Source organism: Streptomyces sp. NPDC018045 (assembly GCF_044327445.1).
Classification (GTDB): domain Bacteria; phylum Actinomycetota; class Actinomycetes; order Streptomycetales; family Streptomycetaceae; genus Streptomyces.
On sequence record NZ_JBIRFL010000006.1, the window covers coordinates 148,129 to 169,048 of the forward strand.

Genomic DNA, 20,920 nt, shown 5'->3' on the forward strand with positions numbered 1-20,920 from the left:
CTCAGGTCCTGATTCCGAGTGGGGCGGGCGGGGTGGCGGCGGCCCGGATTTTTTCCACCATGCGCAGCAGCGACTTTCCGCCGATTTCTTCGCATTCCGTTGCGGGGTCGGTGGAAAGGAGGTGGCGGACGCTGTCCGACCAGCGCACCGGTTCGACCAGTTGCGCGCTCAGCGTGGCGACGATGGCGCCCTTTTCGTAGGGCCGGCCGGTGACGTTGGCAATGACGTCCGGGTCCGGGTCGGCGAAGGTGAATTTCCGCAGGAATTCCTGGAATTCGGCGCGGGCCGACGCCATGTAGCGGGAGTGGAAGGGTGCGCTGACCCGGAGCGGGGCGAAGCGGATCTCCCGGCGTCGCAGCGCGTCGTGGACGGAGTCGAGCAGCCCGGCTGGACCGGCCACGACGATCTGCTCGTCGGTGTTGTAGCCCGCCACGTCGACTCCGTCGATGCCGTCCTGCGCGAGGATCTCGGCCAGCCGTGGGGCGGAGGTGTCCAGGACGGCGGTCATTCCGCCGCCGGACGCCGCGGCCATGAGTTCGCCGCGTTTCTTGACGAGTCTGAGACCCGTTTCGAAATCGAACGCGCCCGCCGCCAGAAGGGCGTTGTATTCACCGAGACTGTGCCCGAGATAGCAGTCGGCCGGCCGGTCCTCGCGCCGCTCCCGTTCGAAGGTGTGCAGCGCGTTGACGGTGTAGAGCGCGGGCTGGGTGTACTGCGTCTGCGAAAGCAGCCCGTCCGGGTCGTCGCGGCACAGCGCGACGAGATCGTATTCCAGGAGGTCGCAGGCGAACCGGGTGAGACCGGGATACCGCCCGAAGACGTCCGCACCCATGCCGCGGAACTGCGCCCCCTGGCCGGGGAAGAGGATCGCGAAGCGCACGGCACCCCTCAGGCGGTCGCGGGCCGGTGGGCGGCCGGGCGCCCGGTGCTGTCCGTGCCGCGGTGCGCCGGGCGGTGGCCGGCGCTGCTGTCGTGGCCTTCTGTGTGCATGTCGTCCCTGTTCGCGAGGTGGTTGCCGGTTCGGTGCGATGCACCCGCCCGGGCCCGGCGACGGTGGTCGGCCGGACCGTCGGGCGGTCGGCGCCATCGTGCGTCAGCCCCCTTGCGGCCCCCTGGTCCGGACGCTGGCGCACGCTTGCCGGCCACCTCGTCGCGGCATCCCGCTTCCTTGTCGTTCCGCTTGCCGAACGCTTGCCGATGGCCGGTTGCCGATCTTTGATCGTCCCGCCACATATGCCATGATCACTTTCCGGATGGACCCGGTTACGGTCCGGCACGTCCCCCCTTGCACAGCCGCCGGCGTGAGAACGATTGGGACCGACATGCGCGCACCCCACACCCCGCCCCCCACACCCCTGCCGGAAACCGCGGGCCCCGCCGGGCCCCGGCCGGCCGCCCCCGAGCCCGTACTGCGCGTCCTCGGCCCGATGTCGGCCGGGCTCGACGGCGAGGACCTCCCCCTCGGCCCGCCACGGCGGCGGGCCCTGCTGGCCCTGCTCCTCATACGACTGGGCAGAGTCGTCCCCACCGAACTGCTCATCGAGGAGCTCTGGTGCGAGGGGCCGCCCCGGCACCCCGTCGCCACCCTCCAGAGCCACCTCTCCCATCTGCGCCGGGTGCTCGCCCCGGCAGCCGGCCAGGGCACCTCGTCCGTCCTGCGCTACCAGGCGCCCGGGTATGTGCTCCAGCTCGCCCCGGAACAGGTCGACGCGTTCCGTTTCGAGCGGATGGTCGCCGACGGGCGGCAGTTCCTGGACCGGCGTGACCCGCGCGGCGCCCGCGACCGGCTCACCGATGCCCTGGACCTGTGGCGCGGCTCCCCCTACACGGAGTTCGGCGCCCAGCCGCCGCTGTCCGACGAGACGGCCCGCCTGGAGCAGGTCCGGCTCACCGCGCTGGAGGCCTGCGCGGAGGCCCGGCTCGCGCTCGGGGCGGCCGAGGAGGTGGCGGCCGACCTGGGCCTGGAGGTACGCCACCACCCGACCCGGGAACGCCTCGTCGGGCACCTGATGACGGCGCTGTCCCGCCTGGGACGGCAGGCCGAGGCGCTGGAGGTGTACGAGCGGACGCGCTGCCACCTGGTGGAGGAGTTCGGCGTGGACACCGCCGTCGAACTCCAGCGGGTGCACACCGCCATCCTCCGGCAGGAGCTGGACGACGGCCGGCCCGCGACCCGCCCCGCACCCGCTGCGGCCGTAGACGACGCGCGCGGCACCCCGGACGCTCCCGGCTCGCCCCGGCCCCCGGCGGCGGACGCCGCCACGCGTCCGCAGGAAGCCGCGGCCGCGCCCGTCTGTCCCACCGGGGCCCACCGGTCCGTCCGGGGCTCCGGCGCGGGAGCACCGGACCGGAGTACGACGGTGTCCGGACCGGCCAGGGGCGCGCGGGCGGCGACCACGCGGCGCGTGCGCGGCGCCGGACGGGCGGCAACCGCCCCGGAGGACTGCTCGGGCAGCGCCGAAGCGCCCCCGGCGCCCTGGCCGTTCACCGGGCGGGACCAGGAACTGCGCCGCCTGGTCACCGCGTCGGCCGGCGCGGCCACCGGCCACGGGCACGTGGCCTGCGTGCTCGGCGCCGCCGGAGTCGGCAAGACGCGACTGCTGACGGAACTCGCCCCGGCGCTGGAAGCCGCCGACGACACGCTCGACGTGGTCTGGAGCCACTGCTTCCCCGGCGAGGGCGTACCGCCGTACTGGCTGTGGTCGCAGGTGCTGCGCCACCTGTCGGCCACCCGGCCGGACGCCTTCCGCACCGCCACCGCGCCCTTCGACACCCTGCTCGCCCCGGTGATGCCCGAGCGGTCGGCCGGTCCCGGCGGGCAGGGCCACGAGGACGACTGGGCCCAGGCGCGGTTCCTGACCCACGACGCGGTGTGCGAGGTGCTGCTCGCGCTCGCCGCCGAACACCCGCTGATCCTGCTCCTGGAGGACCTGCACTGGGCCGACGCCGCCTCCCTCGACCTGCTGCGGCTGCTCGGCACCCGACGTCAGGGGAACCGGATCAGCATCGTGCTGACCGCCCGGGACTTCGAGGCCGACTCCGACGCCACGATCCGCCGGGTGCTGGCCGACCTCTCCCGGGGCCCCAGGACCGAGACGCTGCGGCTCGACGGCCTGTCCCGTGGCGCCGTCGCGTCCCTGGTGGAGGCGCAGGCCGGGCGCGGTGTCGGCGCGGACGTCGTCGAGGCGCTGCACCAGCGCAGCAAGGGCAACCCGTACTTCGTCATGCAGCTTCTGTCGCTGCTCGGCGACGTGCGGCGGCTGCACGACGCGGACGCCACCGACGTCCTGCTGTCGCAGGTGCCGACCGGGGTGCGCGAGGCGCTGCGCCAGCGGTTCGCCGCCCTGCCGGAGTCCGCCCTGCGGGTGCTGCGGCTGTGCGCCGTCATCGGCACCGAGATCGACACGGATCTGCTGCACCGCACCGCCACCGAGGACGAACCGGTCGCCCCCTCCCTGGAGGCGGCGATCCGGGCGGGCCTGCTGGGCGAGGACCCGCACCACCCCGGGCGGCTGCACTTCGTGCACGCGCTGGTCCGCGAGACGCTCGTCGACGTCCTCGCGCGCGACGAACGCCACCGGCTGCACGCCCGGGTGGCCGAGTCGCTCTCCGCGCGCGACGGCGGGCAGGCGGACGACGAGGAGTCCGAACGCCTGGCCCACCACACCTGGCACGCCCAGGACGCGCTGCCCGCCCGGCAGGCCCTCCCCCGGCTGTTACGCGCCGCCGAACAGGCCGAACAGCACCTGGCGTACGAGAAGGTCGAGACGTGGCTGCGGCGGGCCGTGCACCTGGCCGGTCTGCTGCCCCGTGACGACGCGTCGGCCCGCGCGCTGGAGCAGCGTCTGTACATCCAGCTCGGGCAGTTGCTGGCCACGGTCCGCGGCTACGGTGACGCCGAGGCGGAGGCGGCGCTCAGCCGGGGCCGCGCCCTGGGGACGGTGACCCGCGCGCCGGAGGACCCGTCGGTGCTGTGGGCGCTGTGCTCGGCGTTCCTGGTCACCGGCCGCTACGACGAGTCCCGCGAGTACTCCCGGCTGCTGCGGGACATCGGCAACCGTACGCGCCATCCGGTGGCCCTGCTCGGCGCGGCGTACGGCAAGGGCGTGGCGCTGCACGTACGCGGTCGCCTGCCGGAGGCGCTCGCGGAGCTGGAGCGCAGCGTCGGGCTGGCGGATCGTTTCGCCCGCGAGGGCCGCGCCCTGGCCCGTACGTTCCAGCACGACCCCCGCGTCTCCTGCCGTTCCTACGACGCCTTCACCCACTGGATCCTGGGCGACCGCGACACGGCGAACTCCCGCCGCTGCCAGTTGCAGAGCCTGACGGCGTACGAGAGCAGGCCCTCCGACCGGGCCTTCGCCCTGTACGTGGACACGGTCCTCGCCGCCTGGGAAGGCGACGCCGACACGGCGCACTCCTCCGCCACCGAAGGGGCGCGGCTGGCGGAGGAACACGGGCTCCTGTACTGGACGGCGATGCTGCGCCTGACCGAGGGCTGGTCCCTGACCCACCTGGGCCACGGCGACGAGGGCCTCGCCCTGATGCACGCCTCCCTCGCCGAACTCCGCCCCTCCCGTTCCCACCTGCGGCTCCCCCTGCACCTCGGCCTGCTCGCCCAGGCCCAGCACCACGTCGGCCACCGCGACGACGCCGCTGCCACCCTCCGCAAGATGCTCGCCGTCATCGAACACCGCCGCGAGCACGTCTACCTCCACCCCTCCCTCCCCACCACCCCCCTCCTGCACACCCTCCTGGGCCACCACCTGACCGACCTCGCCCTCTAGGAGCCGTCCCCGAAGGTGACCCGCCACTCACGATCGTTCGCAGGCACCGTCCGGGCGGCCCCGGCCTGCCGCTGACTCGGCGAACGCCGTGCCGTCGGGGCCGGGGCGAAGTCGATGCGGCGATCGTCGCACGAGCACAGAAACGGCGCGCGGTCCCCGGGCCCGGACCCCGGCAGCCCGCCGGCTCCGGCACCGGACGCGTACCGTCCGTTCCGGGCCAAACACGCCGTACATATCCACGACTTCAGGACATCAGCGCCCATTGGGGGTTGTGAGACGAGCGTGGTCCATGGCACTCATGTGCTCGGGAGTGCTCCGTGGGCCGTCGCCTCTGGAGCCCGCGCGCCGGGTGCACCAGGCGCGCGCATCGGCGACAGCACTACGCCGGCCGCTCCCCGCCGTTGCGCAACGCCGGGCGCCCTGCCGCCCGGCAACGGCGGCCGCCCGAGAGACCCCTGGAACGCACCCGGACACGCCCGGACGAAGGAGACAACATGCGTATATCCCGACGCTGGAGAACGACGGTCTGCGCCGTGGCCGCCGCCACCGGCATCGCCCTCGGCACCGGAACGGCCCACGCCGTGCCGATCGGTCAGACCATGAACGGCAAGATGACCTACTACAACGACAAGGGCTACGGCGCCTGCGGCACGTACATCGACCCCACCGCGCAGGACCTGGTCGCCGTCTCCGCCTCCTGGTGGACCTCGCCCAACCCGAACAACGACCCGCTCTGTTCCGGCGTCCAGGTGCAGGTCACGTACAACGGCAGGACCATCACCGTGCCGGTCAGGGACAAGTGCCCCTCCTGCGCGTCGACCCACATCGACCTCAGCCAGGCGGCCTTCCGCAAGCTGGTGCCCGCGGGCACCGACATGGTCGAGCGGGTGAGCTGGAAGTTCGTCCGCTGAACCGGCCGCGGCCGGCCGTCCCGAGGTGACGACGGCGGCCGCGGCGGAGCGGGTCCGACGGCCCCCGGCGCTCTCCCACCGCCGCGCCCGTCGTCGGACCCGCTGCACGCTTTGGCGACCACGCGAACGGCTCGCGAGGTTTCGACCTGGGCCCGGCCGAAGGGAATGTCATGGCCACCACACAACGCACCCCGAACCGCACCACCCCACGCGGTAGAACCCGGCGATCCGCACTGGCCGCCGTCCTCGGCACCGGACTGCTGCTCGCCGGCGGGCAGCCGGCCTCCGCCGTTCCCGTGCCGGACAGCGCGCCGGGCAGCGAGGCGACCGGCGGGAGCGCCGTCCCCCTCCCGGCCCGCCTCAGCGGAGACGGAGCCGCCCGCGCGCACGACGGCGACCCCGCCTCGTACGCGAAGGGCAGCGCCGGCCGCTGGCTACGGGCCGACCTCGGCGCGACCCGCCGGCTGGACCGGGTCACGCTCGATCTCCCCGGCGCGGCACAGCAGGTCCGGCTCCAGGGCTCGGTCAACGGCCGCGACTTCGTCGACCTGTCCGACACCCGGGCCCGCAAGGGCGAGATCACACTGCCCCTGGGCGGCACCCCACTGCGCCACGTGCGCGTCGTCGGCGCGCACCGGGTCGGTGAACTGGCCGTGTACGGCGCGGCCTCGGGCGACACCACTCCCCCGCCGGTCCCACCCGGCACACGGCTGAACGGCGCGACCCTGAGCTGGCAGCGCACCCCCGGCGCCGCCGGCTACGACATCTACGCCGACGGCCGACTGCGCGCCGGACTGCCCGCGACGGCGGCACGCTGGACGGACGTCACGGCGCCCGGCGGCACGCCGCTGAAGACCGCGTACACCGTGCGGGCCCGGGACGCGGCGGGCAACCAGTCCCCCGACAGCCGTACGGCCACCCGCACCGTGGCGGCCGGCCCGGGCTCGTCGCACGCCGCGTTCACCGTGCCCCGGGAAAAGCCCGCGCCGCGCCCCCGGCACACCGGGGCCAAGGCCGCGACCGGCGCCACCATGCCGTACACCACCGTCGAGGCGGAGACCGGCACCACCGGCGGCGGGGCGCGGGTGGTCGGCCCCAACCGCACGATCGGCGACCTGGCGGGCGAGGCGTCCGGGCGCAGGGCCGTGACCCTCGACGGGACCGGCCAGTACGTGGAGTTCACCACCCCGGTGGCGACCAGCACCCTGGTCACCCGCTTCTCGATCCCGGACGCACCGGGCGGCGGCGGGACGAACGCGAAGCTGAACGTGTACGTGGACGGCCAGAAGGCCAAGCCCCTCGACCTGACGTCCAGGTACGCCTGGCTGTACGGCTCCGAGGCGGCCCCGGTGAACGACCCGGGTGCGGGCCCGGCCCGGCACATCTACGACGAGGCGCACCTCGACCTCGGCTGCACCGTGCCGGCGGGCAGCAGGATCCGGCTCCAGAAGGACGCCGACAACCCCTCCTCGTACGCGATCGACTTCGTCGACTTCGAGAAGGCGGTCGCGACGCCGAACCCGGACCCGCGGGCGTTCGTGACACCGGCCGGGTTCGGGCACCAGGACGTGCAGAACGCGCTGGACAAGGCCCGGATGGACGCCACGGGGAAGATCCAGGGCGTCTATCTGCCGCCGGGCGACTACGAGACGGCCGGCAAGTTCCAGGTCTACCTCAAGCCGGTGAAGGTGATCGGCGCCGGCCCGTGGTTCACCCGCTTCCACGCCCCCGCCGGCCGGCAGAACACCGATGTCGGCTTCCGCGCGGACAACGGCGCCAACGGCTCGACGTTCGCGGGCTTCGCGTACTTCGGCGACTACACCTCGCGCATCGACGGGCCCGGCAAGGTCTTCGACTTCCAGAACGTCTCCGGCATCACCATCGAGAACATCTGGGCCGAGCACATGGTCTGTCTCTACTGGGGCGCCAACACCGACCGGATGACGCTCAGGAACAACCGCATCCGCAACACCTTCGCCGACGGCCTCAACATGACCAACGGTTCCAGCGACAACCTGGTGGCCAACAGCGAAGCGCGGGCCACCGGTGACGACTCCTTCGCCCTGTTCTCCGCGCTCGACTCCGGCGGCGGCGAGCAGACGCACAACGTCTACGAGGACCTCACCTCCAAACTCACCTGGCGCGCCGCCGGCCTGGCCGTGTACGGCGGCCAGCTCAACACCTTCCGCAACATCCGCGTCACGGACACCCTGGTCTACTCCGGCGTGACCATCTCGTCGCTGGACTTCAACCTCCCGATGAACGGCTTCGGCCCCGGGCAGACCACGTTCGAGCGCCTCCGGATCGAGCGCGCGGGCGGCCACTTCTGGAACGGCCAGACCTTCCCCGGGATCTGGCTCCACTCGGCGTCCAAACCCTTCCGCGCGATCCGGGTGAAGGGCGCCGAGATCACCGACCCGACGTACCACGGCATCATGTTCCAGACGGACTACGTCGGCCAGCGGCCGCTGAACCCCGTCCAGGACACGGAGCTGAGCGACGTGACCATCACCGGCGCGAAGAAGAGCGGCGACGCGTACGACCACAAGTCCGGCTTCGCCGTCTGGGCCAACGAACTGCCCGGACAGGGCCCGGCCGTGGGTCAGGCGGCGTTCCACCGCCTGACCCTCCGCGACAACGCTGAGAACATCCGCAACACCACGTCCACCTTCAGGATCATCGTGGACTGACGGACCGCACCGTCCCCACCGCCCGATCGGCCAGGCCCCCTCGGACGCGGTCCGCGCACCGTGCTCCACTCACGGCGGACACCGGCCCCGGCCCTCCCCCGCCCCGCGCCCGGAAGTCGTCCACCGACTCGTCGGGGTTGTTGTCGGGGTGAACAGGTGGCCGCTTGCATGGCCCCGTCCACATCAGTGACGGCTGCCGGGCGTGTGGCAGAGGACGGAGAGGTCACCTTGCGTGAACGCGGAGCGTGTGGAGGAAGAGCGCCCCTGAAGAGACCGGAGGGTCCGGAGAGACCGGAGGGTCCGAGCGGGTTACGCGGGCCGCGTGGAGCGGCTGGTGTGCGGAAGGGACCGACCGGTGCGGCGGCGCTGTTGGGCGTCGCCGCACCGATGGTTGCGGCGGTGCCCGCCGGGGCGGCGTCCGCGGGGGCACCGCCCGGGCCCGGTGAGGTGGTGCCGGGGCAGCGCACCGCCACCCCGGCGCTGGTGGAGGGCGTCCGGGAACCGGCCGCGGCGACGGGCAGTCCGGCCGACGCGGCGCGCGGGCACCTCGCGGCGAAGGAGGCCCGCTACCACATCGGTGATCCCGGGCGTGACCTGCGGCCCGTACAGACCGTGGACGCGGGCGGCCACGAGACCGTACGGCTCCAGCAGAGGCACCGGGGCGTGGACGTCCTGGGCGGGCAGTACGTGGTGCGGATGGAGCACCAGGGCGGCGAGCGGGTCGTCACCGGCGCCTTCGGCAAGTACTTCACCGGGCTGAAGACCGGCGTGGACCCCGAGGCGGCCCCGGCGCTCGCGGTCGAGCGGGCGGTCGACCGCGAGCGCCGGGGCCACCGACCAGCTCCTGGCCGAGCGGTTGCCCCGGCCCGACGCGCAGCCGCCGACCGGCACCGGCCGCGGGCTGGTCGTCATCCCGCGCGGCGCGGGCGTCCTCACCCGGCAGGTGACCGTGCGGGGCGCCCACCCGGTCACCGGCATGCCGGTGCTGCACGAGGTCTACGTCGACGCGCGGGCCGGGTACCCGGTGCTCCAGTACAGCGGGATCAAGACGTTCCGTACGCCGCGGACCGGCACGGCGGCCGGCGCGCCGGAGGCGGGACGTGCCCGGACGCCCTGCGCGCCTCCGAACTCGCGGCCACCGACGAGGCGGTGACCGTCGCCGCTTCGACGCCCGACACCGTGTACCGCAACGAGACGCTGTCCAAGCTGTGGCAGTTCTCGCCCGACGGCAGTCGGCGGAGCCGGGTGTCCTGCAACCGCGGCGAGCAGGCGTGGCCCGCCATGCCGGGCGGCCGGCAGGTGGTGTGGCTGGACGGGACGACCGGCTACACCGACCTCGTCACGCGGAACCGTCCGGCCGGACGCTGCGACTGACGGCGGGGCGGGCGGCCGGCGCGAGGACGGCCGCCCGCCCCCCGGTGGCCGGCGAACCGCCCCTGACCAGGAGAAATAATACGCTGATTCGATTCACCCTAAATAGAGTGAACACCATCCGTTTCTCGCGACAAACGGCGCCGCATCGGGTTGATTGGTGTCGGCGGCCCGCCAGCCGTGGCGGCGGGCACCTCGCGTCCCCGCCAGGCCGCCTGTCCTTTTTCTCAATGTACGAGGAGCAACATTCCATGTCGCGTGCCATCAAGACTGCCGTCGCCGCCGCGGGAACCTGCGCCATCATCCTGGGCGGCGCGAGCCTCGCGACTGCCGACTCCGGAGCCCAGGGCGCGGCGCTGAACTCGCCGGGCGTCGTCTCCGGCAACACCGTGCAGGTCCCGGTCCACGTGCCGGTCAACGTCTGCGGCAACAGCATCAACGTCGTCGGGCTGCTCAACCCGACCTTCGGCAACACCTGCGTCAACAAGTGACGTTGACCGACTGAAGCGCCACCGCTCCCGGCGGACCGGCGTGTGATGCCCGGTGCGGGGCGGCTCCACAGCCGCCCCGCACCCTTGTGGTGTGCCGGGGGACATCGACACTCCGCAACGACATGCCCCACCCGCCGCAGCGCGCCGCCCCCTGCCCGACACCTGCCACCGGCACACCACGTCGGGCCGGACGTCCGCTCGTCGACCTCAGGTCTGTTCACCGGGACGGGCGGACGCGCGAATCATCGACTCGATGTCGTGCAGGGACAGCACATGGTCCACGGCGCTGAACTCCAGCGTGGCCCGGGGCATGCCGGAGTGGTCGGCGGAGTCCGGGTCCCGGACCACGACGGTGCCGCCACGGTCCTTGACGGCCCGGGCACCCACCGCACCGTCGCGGCCGGTTCCGCTGAGCACGAAGGCCCAGGCGCGGTCCCCGTAGATCCCGGCCACCGAGGTGAACAACCGGTCCGCCGCGGGCCTGACCCGGTTCACCCGTTCCGCGTCGGACAGCTCCAGGGTCCCGCCCGGACCGATGAGCAGATGCCGGTCGGGCGGTGCCAGACAGACCCGCCCGGCCTCGACCTCCTCGCCGTCCCGGGCCAGCGCGATCGGCACCCGCGTACGCCGCTGGACGGTCGTGTCGAGCAATGTGCGGTGCCGCGGGCTGAGATGCTGCACGACCAGCGTCGGCATCGGCGGGCCCGCGGTGAAGGAGCCGAACAGCTCCAGCGGCGCGAACACGCCCCCGGCCGAGGCGGCGATGGCCACCACGGCGCAGCTCTCGTCGATGGTCAGCCCCGCTGCCATACGGCACTAGCGCCGAACGAGGCCCGAGTGCCCGCCGGCGCCGCGCGCGACCCCGCCCCCGGCCGGCACAGCACGGCCTCCCGGGGCCTGCGGCCACCTCCGCCCGTATCAGTCGAGCGTGCGGCGTACGCACTCGGTGACCACGCCCCGCAGGCTGCCCGTGCCGCGCAGCAGCTCCCGCTGCACGCGGGCACCGTTACCCGTCTTCAGCAGGGTGGCCAGCGCCTCCTGCGCGGGCATGAGGTCGCTGCTGTCCTCCAGGGCGTCGCGTACGTGGTCGAACAGGGCCCGTACGACGGCCTCGGCCGGGGCCGGACGCATCGTGACGGGGTGGATGAGTTCGCCCTCCAGCCCCGACCGGGCGGCCCGCCACGCCGCCAGGCGCAGCAGCGCGACGGTGTGGCGGGTGGGCGGGACGCCGTCGTGCCACTGCCGTACCGACGTCTCCACCAGGCCACGGGTCAAGGTGGCCAGCAGCACGGTGGTGGACGGGTCCAGGCACACGTCGGCGACCCGGGTCTCGACGGTGGGGTACGAGTGGGACAGGCGCGCGTCGAAGTAGACCATGCCCTCGTCCTTCAGCACGCCGCTGGCCGTCATGTCGCCGATCTGCTCGTGGTAGCGGTCGGCGGAGCCGAACACCTCGACCGGGCCGGCCGACGGCCAGCGACCCCACACCCGGTTGCGGTAGCTGCTGTACCGGCTGTCCTCGCCCTGCCAGAACGGCGAGTTCGCGCTCATCGCCAGCAGGACGGACAGCCAGGGCCGCATCCGGTCCAGTACGGCCACGCCCTCCTCGTCGGAATCCACCGAGACATGGATGTGACAGCCGCACGTGAGCTGTTCCTGGGCGGTGAGGCCGAAGTGTTCCGCGAGCCACTGGTGGCGCTCGTCGTTGCCGATGGCCGGGCTCACCTCCAGCGGCGAGGTGGCCAGCGCGGCCACCGACGCGGCCATTCCCTCGGCGTGGCGCGCCGCCTCCGCCCGCCACCGCCGGACCTCCTTGGCCAGGTCGCCCATCTCCGTCTGCGGCCGGGTGGCGAATTCGAGCTGCTGCCGGTGCAGCTCGCTCTCGAAGACCTCCTCGTGGCCCAGCGGGTCCCGCGAGGCCGCCGCGAGGACCGCCGCGGACAGGGCACGTGGCTCCCCGGTCCGCGCGTCCACCAGCAGCAGCTCCTCCTCCACACCCACACTGCGCACGTCGTCCGCCCTTTCTCCGCCAACGGGATGTCGCTCGCGTACCCCGGCCCGGGGGCGATCACGCCCCGTGACCTTCGCGGCTCCACGCGACGTCGGGCGTGGCCGAAAGCGGCCCGTCCTTCCAGAAGGCGGGCTCCACCGTGCGCCCTCCGGTGGGACTGTCTGTGCCGCGATGTGCTCCAGGGGGCCGTGCGCCGCCCCCGCACCCGGTACGCCACGCTGTTTCCGGACATTTTCTGAATAACGGCGTGGCGATGTTGAGATAGGTGTACTCGATCTGAGCGCGGGGTGCTGTGGTGCGGGTCGAGGAGCTGTCATGTATTGCAGCAGGTGTGGTGCTCAGGTAATCCAGGGACCGGACGGCGGATGGTCGTGCAACTGTGGAGCGTCCGGATGACAGAGGCGGAACCAAGGCCGGGCAGCGCGGGTACCGGGGACGCGGCCGGGCGGTGGCCGGAATACTTCACCACCGCACCGTGCCCGCGCTGTCAGACGGCCAACGACGGACTGAACGGCCGCTTCGCGTGCGACGCCTGCGGTTACGCGTATTCCTTCCACGTCCCACCGTGATCGCCGGGCCGGTCCCGTCCCGAACAGGCCGGATGCCCGCGCGGACATCCGGCCTGTTCGGGACGCCCGGCCTGTTGCAGCACCGCGGGCGCCGGGTAGGAGACGTACGTGGAATACGTGGTGGTGTTGCTGCTCGCCTCGGTGCTCGTCGGCGGGCTCGTGCTCTTCGTCATAGAAGCCGGCGTACGGCGCACACGGTCCCTGTCCGCTCGCGACGATCAGGAGATCAGCGAGCTGCGCCGCCGGTACGGCGAAGGCCGCTGGTAGCGGCAGCGGGCGGCTGGGTCGTTCGTTGACGAGCGGTGGTTCCTCCTCGGTCAGGTTCGTGACAGTGGGTGAGGTTCCATGGTCCGGCTGATCGCCGATTGCGCTGACCGGGGTTCGCCGGCTGTGTAGAGACGCGACCGGCGTGCTCGTGGGACACGGATGAGGGGCAAGCGCAGGGTCCGGCTCGTGCGCCGTTCGTGGGAGCGGATTCCGGCCTTTCGGTCCGGCTCGGCTGGGCCGTACGGTGTCGTCTGGTGCCTGGTGCTGTACGTGGTGCGCTGCCGGCGTATGGATCCGGCCAGCGGCATACGTGGGTTCGAATACGCGATCTTGTCCCATGAGATGGCTGACCTACAGGATGGCGAGCCCCATCAGCCAGGGAAGGGCTTGTGACGCATCATGTCCGAAGCCACCATTGACCTGCCGCTCAGCTTCTCCGTTCCCGAGATGTTCCGGGACATCGACTTCACGGTGACGGCCGAAACCCACACCGACAGGCTCATCGCCGACCTCACCGGCCTGGACCCCCGGCCGACGGATGACGAGATCGCCCACGCGATCGTTTCCCAGCAGGCGATGTACGAGATGCTCGCCGCGGCGGGGGCGGTCTACGCGGGCATCCTGCTGTCCGGGCCGACCGAGGAGGAACCGGGAAAGCCTCTCAGCTCGATGTTGCTCTCGGTCACCGCCCGGCCCAGCGAACTGTCCAACGAGGACACCGTGCACCGCCTCGCCCGCACGATGGGCGCGATCTACCCGGACGCCGAGGTGGGTGTGGTGAAGCTGCCGACGGGGTCTGCCGTGCTGCTCACCGAGGAGAGCAAGGTGCCCCGGCCGGTGAACCTGCTCAACGCCGGTGGCGGTCCGACCGTCGTGCGCCAGCTCCATGTCTTCGTCCCCGTCCCGGGGCGGCTGGCGATGGCGGACTTCGCCATCGCCACGGAGAACATCGCCGAGTGGGACGACTGCGTCGAAATCATCGGCCAGGTCTGCAAGACCATTGCCGTCGCCTGAGCCCGGGCCCATCCCGAGAGGAGCGGTAGCCATGAAAGCTCTGTACACGGTCGCCGAAGGCAACGGACATTTCCCGATGAGGGAGTTGGGCTTCGACCCCGGCCGTCATGATCTGATCGTGGCGGCGGTGCACTCCGAGCTCAACATGTACACCTCGTCCGAGGGTGATTCGCTGAGGATCTGGGGCTGGGACCCCAAGGCCCTGCGCGACGAGGACCGCTACCGCATCGAGCAGCTCATCCGGATGTACCTCTACCAGGAGGACCGGATCGTCAGCGCCCTGGAACGGCTGGACGCACAGCTCGGTGCGCTCCGGGACTCCTCCGACGAGAGCCGAAAGCGGCTTCGGAAGTACACCGACTCGCTGGCGAAGGCGTCCGGGGAGCGGACCGAGGCACTCATGAAGGCGGCCAGTGCTCGTCAGCGGGAGTACTTGCGGGCCAGGATCGTGCCCCGCGGCAGTGTGATCGACTTCCACGACCCCGAGGTCGCCCGGCCTCTGGAATCCCATTCCCTGGGCAAGGCCGGCATCAGGTTCGCGTGCGAGATCTGGCGCTTCCTCGACCAGGGGTACGGTCCCGACCGCATCCCCGATGACGAGCTACGTGAACTCATCGACACCGTGCTCGCCGTCGAGGCCGAGTACCAGCTCCAGAGTCTCCTCCTCGACCGGGAATTCACCCGGATCATCACGACGCGCGGCAGGGAATTCGAATACCTGAAGGCCGCCGCCGCGGAAAAGGCCGCCGCCGAGAAGAGCGACGGCAGCTTCTGGGGAATCCTGGGCGACGTCCTCGGCGTGGTCTCCGCCGTGACCGGCGTCCTCGCGCTGATCCCCGTCCTGACCCCGATCTGCGGGCCGATCGCCGTGGTCACCGCGGTCGGCGCGCTCAGCGCGCACACTGTGGCCGCGGTCATCGAGGGCGACTGGGACGCCGGGACCTTCGCCGAGCTGGTCACGGATGTGATCGGGGCCGTTCCCGCGTTCGGCGCGGTCGTCAAGGGCCTGCGCACGGGTGCGGTCAGCATGCGGTCGGTGGGGAAGGTGGGCGTAGCCGCCCGGTCCGGTGGCCGGGCCTTCCTGGCGGCCACGGGTGGTGCCGCGGCGGCCGAGGCCGGGGCCATCTCCAGGTACCTGGGCGCCAAGGCGGCCCGGTACGTCGGTGCGACCACCCAGCAGGGAGTGGTGGCGGGCAAGGTGATCCAGGGGTCGGTGTCGATGGCCACCCAGATTCCCACCGCCGTCGCTCTGTCGACCGGAGAGGGCAGCGCGACCGCCGACAAGGCGGCGACCGGTACCGACCTCACCCTCGGCACCCTCGAAACGGTGGGCGAGTGGAAGGTCGTCGGCAATATCTCCAAACGAGCCGGAAAAGTGTCGCTCGCCACCTTCGCCAAAGTCTTCGCCTGAGCCTGCCCCTGTGTGTTCGTTCGGCCGGTACGCGTAAACCCCACCGGACCAGGCCACCATTCCACCGACCATGGCAGTCCGGCCCAAAGGAGGGTTCCCGATGACGACGCACGTGTCCGCGGCCGCACAGGAAGTGCAGTTCCCGATCGTCGAATCGTTCACCCAGGACACTGTGACCGACCCGCACTGGCGGCTCCAGGGCAGCGCGCGGCTGAACGGCGGCGGCCTGGAGCTCACCCCCGACGAACGCTCCCGGGCCGGGACGGCCTTCCTCGACCAGCCGTTCTCCTCGACGCTCGGCGTCACCATCGACTTCGACTACTCCTGCGAGGGCGGCGCCGAACTCGGCGATGGCTTCAGCGTCTACGTGATCGACGGCGCGTACACGACCGGGCCCGGCGGCCTGGGCGGAGCGCTGGGCTACTCCGTCACCAAGTCCGACGTGGGCAAGATCGTCGCCCCCGGGGTCACGGCCGGGTACGTGGGCATCGGTTTCGACAACCTCGGGAACTTCGCCTCACCGTTGGCCGGGCCGGGAGGCCCCGCGAAATCGCTCCCCCGCACCGTCGGAGTACGCGGCTCCGGCAGCGAGCGGGAAGGGTTCCGCTGGCTCACCGGCGTCCAGGCGCCCGGCGGGTTCCACGCCCCATGGGAAGCCGGCGCCCACATCCAAGTGTCCATCGTCGACGGCAGGCTGACCGTACGGCATGCCGACAAGGCCAACCCGAACGGCACCCTGCTGATCGACGACTTCGACCTCGCCCATGCCCCCGGGCAGACGCGGATGCCCGAGACGTTCAAACTGGGCTTCGCGGCCGGCACGGGCAGCGCCACCGCAGCCCACCGGATCAGGAACCTCACGGTGGCCCTACCCGCGAACATTCCGCTGGAGATGAGCGGCCCGCAGGCGGCCAAGGCGGGACAACGGGTCTTCTACAGCGTCAGCGTGCAGAACCTCGGCCCCAACGACGCCCCTGACGCCGTCATGGAGGGCACCATCCCGGCAGAGCTGACCGATCTGGAGCTGACCTGCCAACCTGAGAACGGAGCCGTCTGCGGTAACGGTTCGGTCCAGGACGGCCTGCGCCTGCCGATCGCCCTGCCCAAGGGCAGCAAGGCGGTGATCAACCTGGCCGGCACCATCGCCCCGGCATTCGAGGGCCCTCTCCTGTGCACCGGCCTGATCGAGTCGCTGACACGCGCCAATACGGCCGAGCAGCACTCCGGCTCGGTCACCACCGAAGTCGCACTGCCCCGGATCAGTACCACCCCTGTGATCGTCGGGCAGTGGGGCCAGTCGTGGCCCGAGGACGCGACGGGGTGGGTCATCAGCTATGACCTCACGCTGGCCGCCCGAGAACAGCGGGTGGTGGGGTGGGAGATCTCCTTCGACGTACCGGCGGGGACCCGCATCAACTCCCAACAGACGCAGTGGTACGTGGTGACCGAAGACGGCACCGAGGGATCCGTTGTCATCGCCACTCCGGACGACACCCACACCATCGAACCCGGCTCACCGCTCACCGTGGCCGTGCAACTGCTCTACCCGTCTCGGCAAGACGCCGGTGACGGCGAGCTGCGCAACCTCCACGCCATCGAGGTGACCCGACCGTAGAGCTTCACCGCCCAAGCAATCCCGCCCGAGGAGGAGGGACGCCAAGCAAGACTGCTGCCTCATGGCAGGCAGCAGTCTTGCCCGAGCTGGTTGCGGAGCGCCCCGGCAGTCGAGCACGCGGAGCGGATTCCTCCAGAGGAGATCGAAGGAGCCCCGCCCCATCGGTGACCACTACGGAATGCAGTCGTTGTCGACGCGCTCGTGGAGGTGCCGATCCCTTGTCCACGAAGCGCCTTCAGTGACAGCGCAGACGCGGATCCTGGACCGGGATCAGACCACGGGGGCCGGGTACGTCGGGTACTCCACCCCGGAGACGTGCTGGACGACGCGGATGACCTGGCAGGAGTAGCCGAACTCGTTGTCGTACCAGAGGTAGAGGATCGCGTTGTCGCCGTCGACCTTGGTGGCGCCGGCGTCGACGATCGAGGCGTGGCGCGAGCCGATGAAGTCGCTGGACACCGCGTCGGGGGCGCTGATGAAGTCGATCTGGCGCTTGAGCGGTGAGGTCAGCGACACGTTGCGGAGGTAGTCGAGGACCTCCTGGCGGGTGGTCTCGCGCTCCAGTCGCAGGCTGAGGATCGCGATCGAGACATCCGGCACCGGTACGCGGATCGAGCTGCCGGTGATCTTCGCGTTCAGGTCGGGCAGCGCCTTGGCGACGGCGGACGCGGCACCGGTTTCGGTGATGACCATGTTGAGCGGTGCGGAGCGACCGCGGCGGTCGGAGTTGTGGTAGTTGTCCAGCAGGTTCTGGTCGTTGGTGAACGAGTGGACGGTCTCCACGTGTCCGCGCAGCACGCCGTACTCATCCGCCATCGCCTTCAGCGGCGGGACGATCGCGTTGGTGGTGCAGGACGCGCAGGACAGGATCGTCTCGTCCGGCTTGATCATGTCGTGGTTGACGCCGTGCACGACGTTCGGGACGTCGCCCTTGCCCGGCGCGGTCAGGACGACCTTGGCGATACCGGGGCGCAGGTGCTTCGACAGTCCCTCGCGGTCCCGCCACTTGCCCGTGTTGTCGACGAGGATGGCGTCCTTGATGCCGTACGCCGTGTAGTCCACCGACGTCGGGTCGTCGGAGTAGATCACCTTGATCTCGTTGCCGTTGGCGACGATCGTGCTGTTCGCCTCGTCGACGGTGATCGTGCCCTGGAACTGGCCGTGGATCGAGTCGCGGCGCAGCAGCGAGGCGCGCTTGACGATGTCCTGGTCGCCGCCCCCGCGGACGACGATGGCGCGCAGCCGCAGGCCGTTGCCGGACCCGGCCTTCTCTATGAGCAGGCGGGCGACGAGGCGGCCGATACGGCCGAACCCGTAGAGGACCACGTCACGCGGGGCGCGGCGCTCGATCTTGTTCTCGCCGGTGGCACCGGCGACGGCCTCGGCGGTGAACTCCGCCACCGACAGACCGCGGTCGTCGGCCCGGTAGGTCGCGGCGAGCATGCCGATGTCGATCTGGGAAGGGCCGAGGTCGAGCGCGGCGAGGGCCTGGAGGAACGGCAGCGTCTCGGTGACCGAGAGCTCCTCGCCGGCGATCTGCCGGGCGAATCGGTGGGTCTTGAGGATGCTGACCACCGACTTGTTCACCAGGGAGCGGCTGTGGAGCAGGACCGTGACGTCCCGCTCCCGGTGCAGCTTCCCGATGATCGGGATCATCGACTCCGCGATCTCCTCGCGGTTCTTCCAGTTTGTGAACGAGTCCTCGTTGACAGTCACAGGTCCATCTTTCGAGCTAGGCGGTGCTCAGATGGTAACCCCACCGCTCTTTCGTTGTTCACGGGGAGTCGGATGCGGGGTGGTCGCACCGCGAACGGCTATGTCGCGCGCATGACAACCCGACCCGAACGATGAGCATTATCAGTGGATTTGGGCGCCTGACAGGCACCTTCGGCCCGGTACCTCCCTCTGCTTCCGCCACGTCACGGCGACCCGGCAGGACCCGGCGGATCGGCGCCGTACCGCACGAGCGTGCCGTGCCGGGCGGCCCGGCACGGCACGCTCTCGCGCTTCAGGAGCGGTGGTACGGGTGGGGGATGTGGAGGTCGGCGCCGAGTTCGCGGGCCGCGTTACGGGCGAAGTACGGGTCGCGCAGCAGCTCGCGGCCGATGAGGGCGGCGTCCGCCTGGCCGTCCACGATGATCTTCTCGGCCTGCTGGGCCTCGGTGATCAGGCCCACCGCGCCGACCGGCAGCCCGGTCTCCTTCTTGACCCGCTCGGCGAAGGGCACCTGGTAGCCGGGGCCCACCGCGATCTTCGCACCGGGGGCGTTGCCGCCGGTGGAGGTGTCCAGCAGGTCCACCCCGTGCGCCTTCAGGTCGGCGGCGAAGCGCACCGTGTCGTCGGCGGTCCAGCCCTCGCGCTCGTCGTCCGCGTTCTCGGTAAGCCAGTCCGTCGCCGAGATCCGGAAGAACACCGGCAGCTCCTCGGGCCACACGGCGCGCACCGCGTCCACGACCTCCAGCGCGAACCGGGTGCGGTTCTCGTACGAGCCGCCGTACTCGTCCGTGCGCCGGTTGGTGTACGGCGAGAGGAACTCGTTGATCAGGTAGCCGTGCGCACCGTGGATCTCCGCGACCTCGAAGCCGGCCTCCAGCGCCCGCCGCGCCGTCGCGGCGAACTGCCCGACGATCTCCTGGATCTCCTCGACGGACAGCTCGACCGGCTCGGCGGAAGCCTCGTCGAACGCCAGCGGGCTCGGCCCCAGCGGCTGCCACCCGTGCCCCTCACCCGGGGCGATCGGGGCGCCACGGTCCACCCACGTACGCTCGGTCGAGGCCTTGCGTCCCGCATGGGCGATCTGGATGCCCGGGACGGAGCCGTGCGCCTTCAGGAAGTCGGTGATCCGGCGGAACGCGGCGGTCTGCTTGTCGTTCCAGAGCCCCAGGTCGTACGGGCTGATGCGCCCCTCCGGGCTCACCGCCGTCGCCTCGGTCAGGATCAGTCCCGTACCGCCGACGGCGCGCGAGGCCAGGTGCTGGAAGTGCCAGTCGTTGGGCACGCCCTGCTCCGGGCCGTCCGGCGCCGCCGAGTACATGCACATGGGGGCCATCCATATGCGGTTGGGGATGGTCAGCGACCGGAGGGTGAGGGGTTCGAACAGTGCGCTCACGACGGACTCCCGCGTGTGGGGTTGCTTCTGCTGGACGCTTCGTACGATAGCCCTCGTAGTACGGGGCTTGTCAAACTACGAAGGTTCTCGTACTTCGCCCCGGGCGGGCAGGCGCGGGGCGGAGCGGCGGGCGACGCGTGAGGGGCGCAGGCGGGGGCGGCGGGGCGGCTCGGCCCGTCGGCTGTCTGAGCGGCGCGCGGAAGGGCCCCGCGACAACGGCGTGGCGTGCACCCTCTTCGACGTACGGAAACGGGGCCGGCCCCCGATGGATCCGGCCCCGCGCCTCGTCACCGCACCGCGGCACCGGCGACGCCGTCCGCCGCCGTGCCGCCCGGCTCGCGACGCACCCCCGTACCGCCGCGACCGGCCGTTCGGCCCGGAGCATCACTCTGGACCGACTGGCTCACGATAGGGGCCCCGGCCCTTCGCGTACGAGCGATTTTCGACGCCCCGGGAGAGCACCCGCGCGGGGTGGCCGCAAGGCGGGAACCGGGCATCAGCGAGCAGCCCCCGCAGACCACGCGACCGTTGAAATCCGGCCGTAGCGGACACCCGCAGCGGTACCTCCGTCCTGCATCGCGACGCAGCGTGGCACCCCGAGGAGAGCGCGCACATGGCCACGCGCGGCATCGACCACACGGTGCCGCACACAGAACCGATGCGCTTGCAGTGTTTCG

At 71.5% G+C, this 20,920-nt stretch carries 13 protein-coding genes and 1 pseudogene; 9 read left to right on the forward strand and 5 right to left on the reverse strand.

Annotated elements, in window-relative coordinates; translation table 11 throughout:
• Nucleotide 1: 1 nt before the first annotated feature.
• Entirely contained in the window at nt 2–880 is an 879-nt protein-coding gene (locus ACH4EB_RS16725; RefSeq protein WP_398348239.1) for an ACP S-malonyltransferase, read from the reverse strand.
• A 442-nt stretch (nt 881–1,322) separates the two neighbouring features.
• Between ACH4EB_RS16725 and ACH4EB_RS16730 the strand changes: the two genes are divergently transcribed.
• The 5 genes and pseudogenes from ACH4EB_RS16730 (at nt 1,323) to ACH4EB_RS16750 (ending at nt 10,247) form a co-directional block, all read left to right on the forward strand.
• Nucleotides 1,323–4,784, forward strand: a complete 3,462-nt coding sequence (locus ACH4EB_RS16730) for an ATP-binding protein (RefSeq protein ID WP_398348240.1) — start codon at nt 1,323–1,325, stop codon at nt 4,782–4,784.
• A 494-nt stretch (nt 4,785–5,278) separates the two neighbouring features.
• Complete coding sequence (locus ACH4EB_RS16735; RefSeq protein ID WP_398348241.1) at nt 5,279–5,695, forward strand: cysteine/serine endopeptidase inhibitor; 417 nt, start codon at nt 5,279–5,281, stop codon at nt 5,693–5,695.
• 1,022 nt (nt 5,696–6,717) lie between these two features.
• Nucleotides 6,718–8,385: pseudogene (locus ACH4EB_RS16740) on the forward strand (glycosyl hydrolase); the annotation flags it as partial.
• 336 nt (nt 8,386–8,721) lie between these two features.
• Nucleotides 8,722–9,759, forward strand: coding sequence for a hypothetical protein (locus ACH4EB_RS16745; protein WP_398348242.1), 1,038 nt, complete (start codon nt 8,722–8,724; stop codon nt 9,757–9,759).
• Nucleotides 9,760–10,007: 248 nt separating this feature from the next.
• Nucleotides 10,008–10,247, forward strand: coding sequence for a chaplin (locus tag ACH4EB_RS16750; RefSeq protein WP_398348243.1), 240 nt, complete (start codon nt 10,008–10,010; stop codon nt 10,245–10,247).
• A 207-nt stretch (nt 10,248–10,454) separates the two neighbouring features.
• On the opposite strand, the gene ACH4EB_RS16755 is transcribed toward ACH4EB_RS16750, so the two are convergent.
• Nucleotides 10,455–11,057 carry a chemotaxis protein CheB gene (locus ACH4EB_RS16755; protein WP_398348244.1) on the reverse strand — a complete coding sequence of 201 codons (603 nt, stop codon included), beginning with the start codon at nt 11,055–11,057 and terminating at the stop codon, nt 10,455–10,457.
• A 108-nt stretch (nt 11,058–11,165) separates the two neighbouring features.
• Nucleotides 11,166–12,257, reverse strand: coding sequence for a glutamate--cysteine ligase (locus tag ACH4EB_RS16760; RefSeq protein WP_398348245.1), 1,092 nt, complete (start codon nt 12,255–12,257; stop codon nt 11,166–11,168).
• 678 nt (nt 12,258–12,935) lie between these two features.
• Between ACH4EB_RS16760 and ACH4EB_RS16765 the strand changes: the two genes are divergently transcribed.
• The 4 genes from ACH4EB_RS16765 to ACH4EB_RS16780 all read left to right on the forward strand — a co-directional run bounded on the left by ACH4EB_RS16765 (nt 12,936) and on the right by ACH4EB_RS16780 (nt 17,134).
• The gene (locus ACH4EB_RS16765) at nt 12,936–13,094 is read left to right on the forward strand and encodes a hypothetical protein (RefSeq protein ID WP_398348246.1); all 159 of its coding nucleotides are present in this window, start codon (nt 12,936–12,938) and stop codon (nt 13,092–13,094) included.
• 399 nt (nt 13,095–13,493) lie between these two features.
• Complete coding sequence (locus tag ACH4EB_RS16770) at nt 13,494–14,108, forward strand: hypothetical protein (protein WP_398348247.1); 615 nt, start codon at nt 13,494–13,496, stop codon at nt 14,106–14,108.
• A gap of 31 nt (nt 14,109–14,139) precedes the next feature.
• Complete coding sequence (locus tag ACH4EB_RS16775; protein ID WP_398348248.1) at nt 14,140–15,519, forward strand: hypothetical protein; 1,380 nt, start codon at nt 14,140–14,142, stop codon at nt 15,517–15,519.
• Nucleotides 15,520–15,619: 100 nt separating this feature from the next.
• Complete coding sequence (locus ACH4EB_RS16780; protein ID WP_398348249.1) at nt 15,620–17,134, forward strand: hypothetical protein; 1,515 nt, start codon at nt 15,620–15,622, stop codon at nt 17,132–17,134.
• A 270-nt stretch (nt 17,135–17,404) separates the two neighbouring features.
• On the opposite strand, the gene ACH4EB_RS16785 is transcribed toward ACH4EB_RS16780, so the two are convergent.
• Nucleotides 17,405–18,850, reverse strand: a complete 1,446-nt coding sequence (locus tag ACH4EB_RS16785) for a glyceraldehyde-3-phosphate dehydrogenase (protein ID WP_398348250.1) — start codon at nt 18,848–18,850, stop codon at nt 17,405–17,407.
• A 292-nt stretch (nt 18,851–19,142) separates the two neighbouring features.
• On the reverse strand, nt 19,143–20,243 hold the full coding sequence (locus ACH4EB_RS16790; protein ID WP_398348251.1) for an NADH:flavin oxidoreductase/NADH oxidase: 1,101 nt from the start codon (nt 20,241–20,243) through the stop codon (nt 19,143–19,145).
• Between the last annotated feature and the right edge of the window lie 677 nt (nt 20,244–20,920).

What these genes read in the sequence shown, in the direction of transcription:
- ACH4EB_RS16730 (WP_398348240.1), top strand. Translation starts at nt 1,323, where the DNA reads ATGCGCGCACCCCACACCCCGCCCCCCACACCCCTGCCGGAAACCGCG.
- ACH4EB_RS16775 (WP_398348248.1), top strand. Translation starts at nt 14,140, where the DNA reads ATGAAAGCTCTGTACACGGTCGCCGAAGGCAACGGACATTTCCCGATG.
- ACH4EB_RS16750 (WP_398348243.1), top strand. Translation starts at nt 10,008, where the DNA reads ATGTCGCGTGCCATCAAGACTGCCGTCGCCGCCGCGGGAACCTGCGCC.
- ACH4EB_RS16770 (WP_398348247.1), top strand. Translation starts at nt 13,494, where the DNA reads ATGTCCGAAGCCACCATTGACCTGCCGCTCAGCTTCTCCGTTCCCGAG.
- ACH4EB_RS16755 (WP_398348244.1), bottom strand. Translation starts at nt 11,057, where the DNA reads ATGGCAGCGGGGCTGACCATCGACGAGAGCTGCGCCGTGGTGGCCATC.
- ACH4EB_RS16780 (WP_398348249.1), top strand. Translation starts at nt 15,620, where the DNA reads ATGACGACGCACGTGTCCGCGGCCGCACAGGAAGTGCAGTTCCCGATC.
- ACH4EB_RS16735 (WP_398348241.1), top strand. Translation starts at nt 5,279, where the DNA reads ATGCGTATATCCCGACGCTGGAGAACGACGGTCTGCGCCGTGGCCGCC.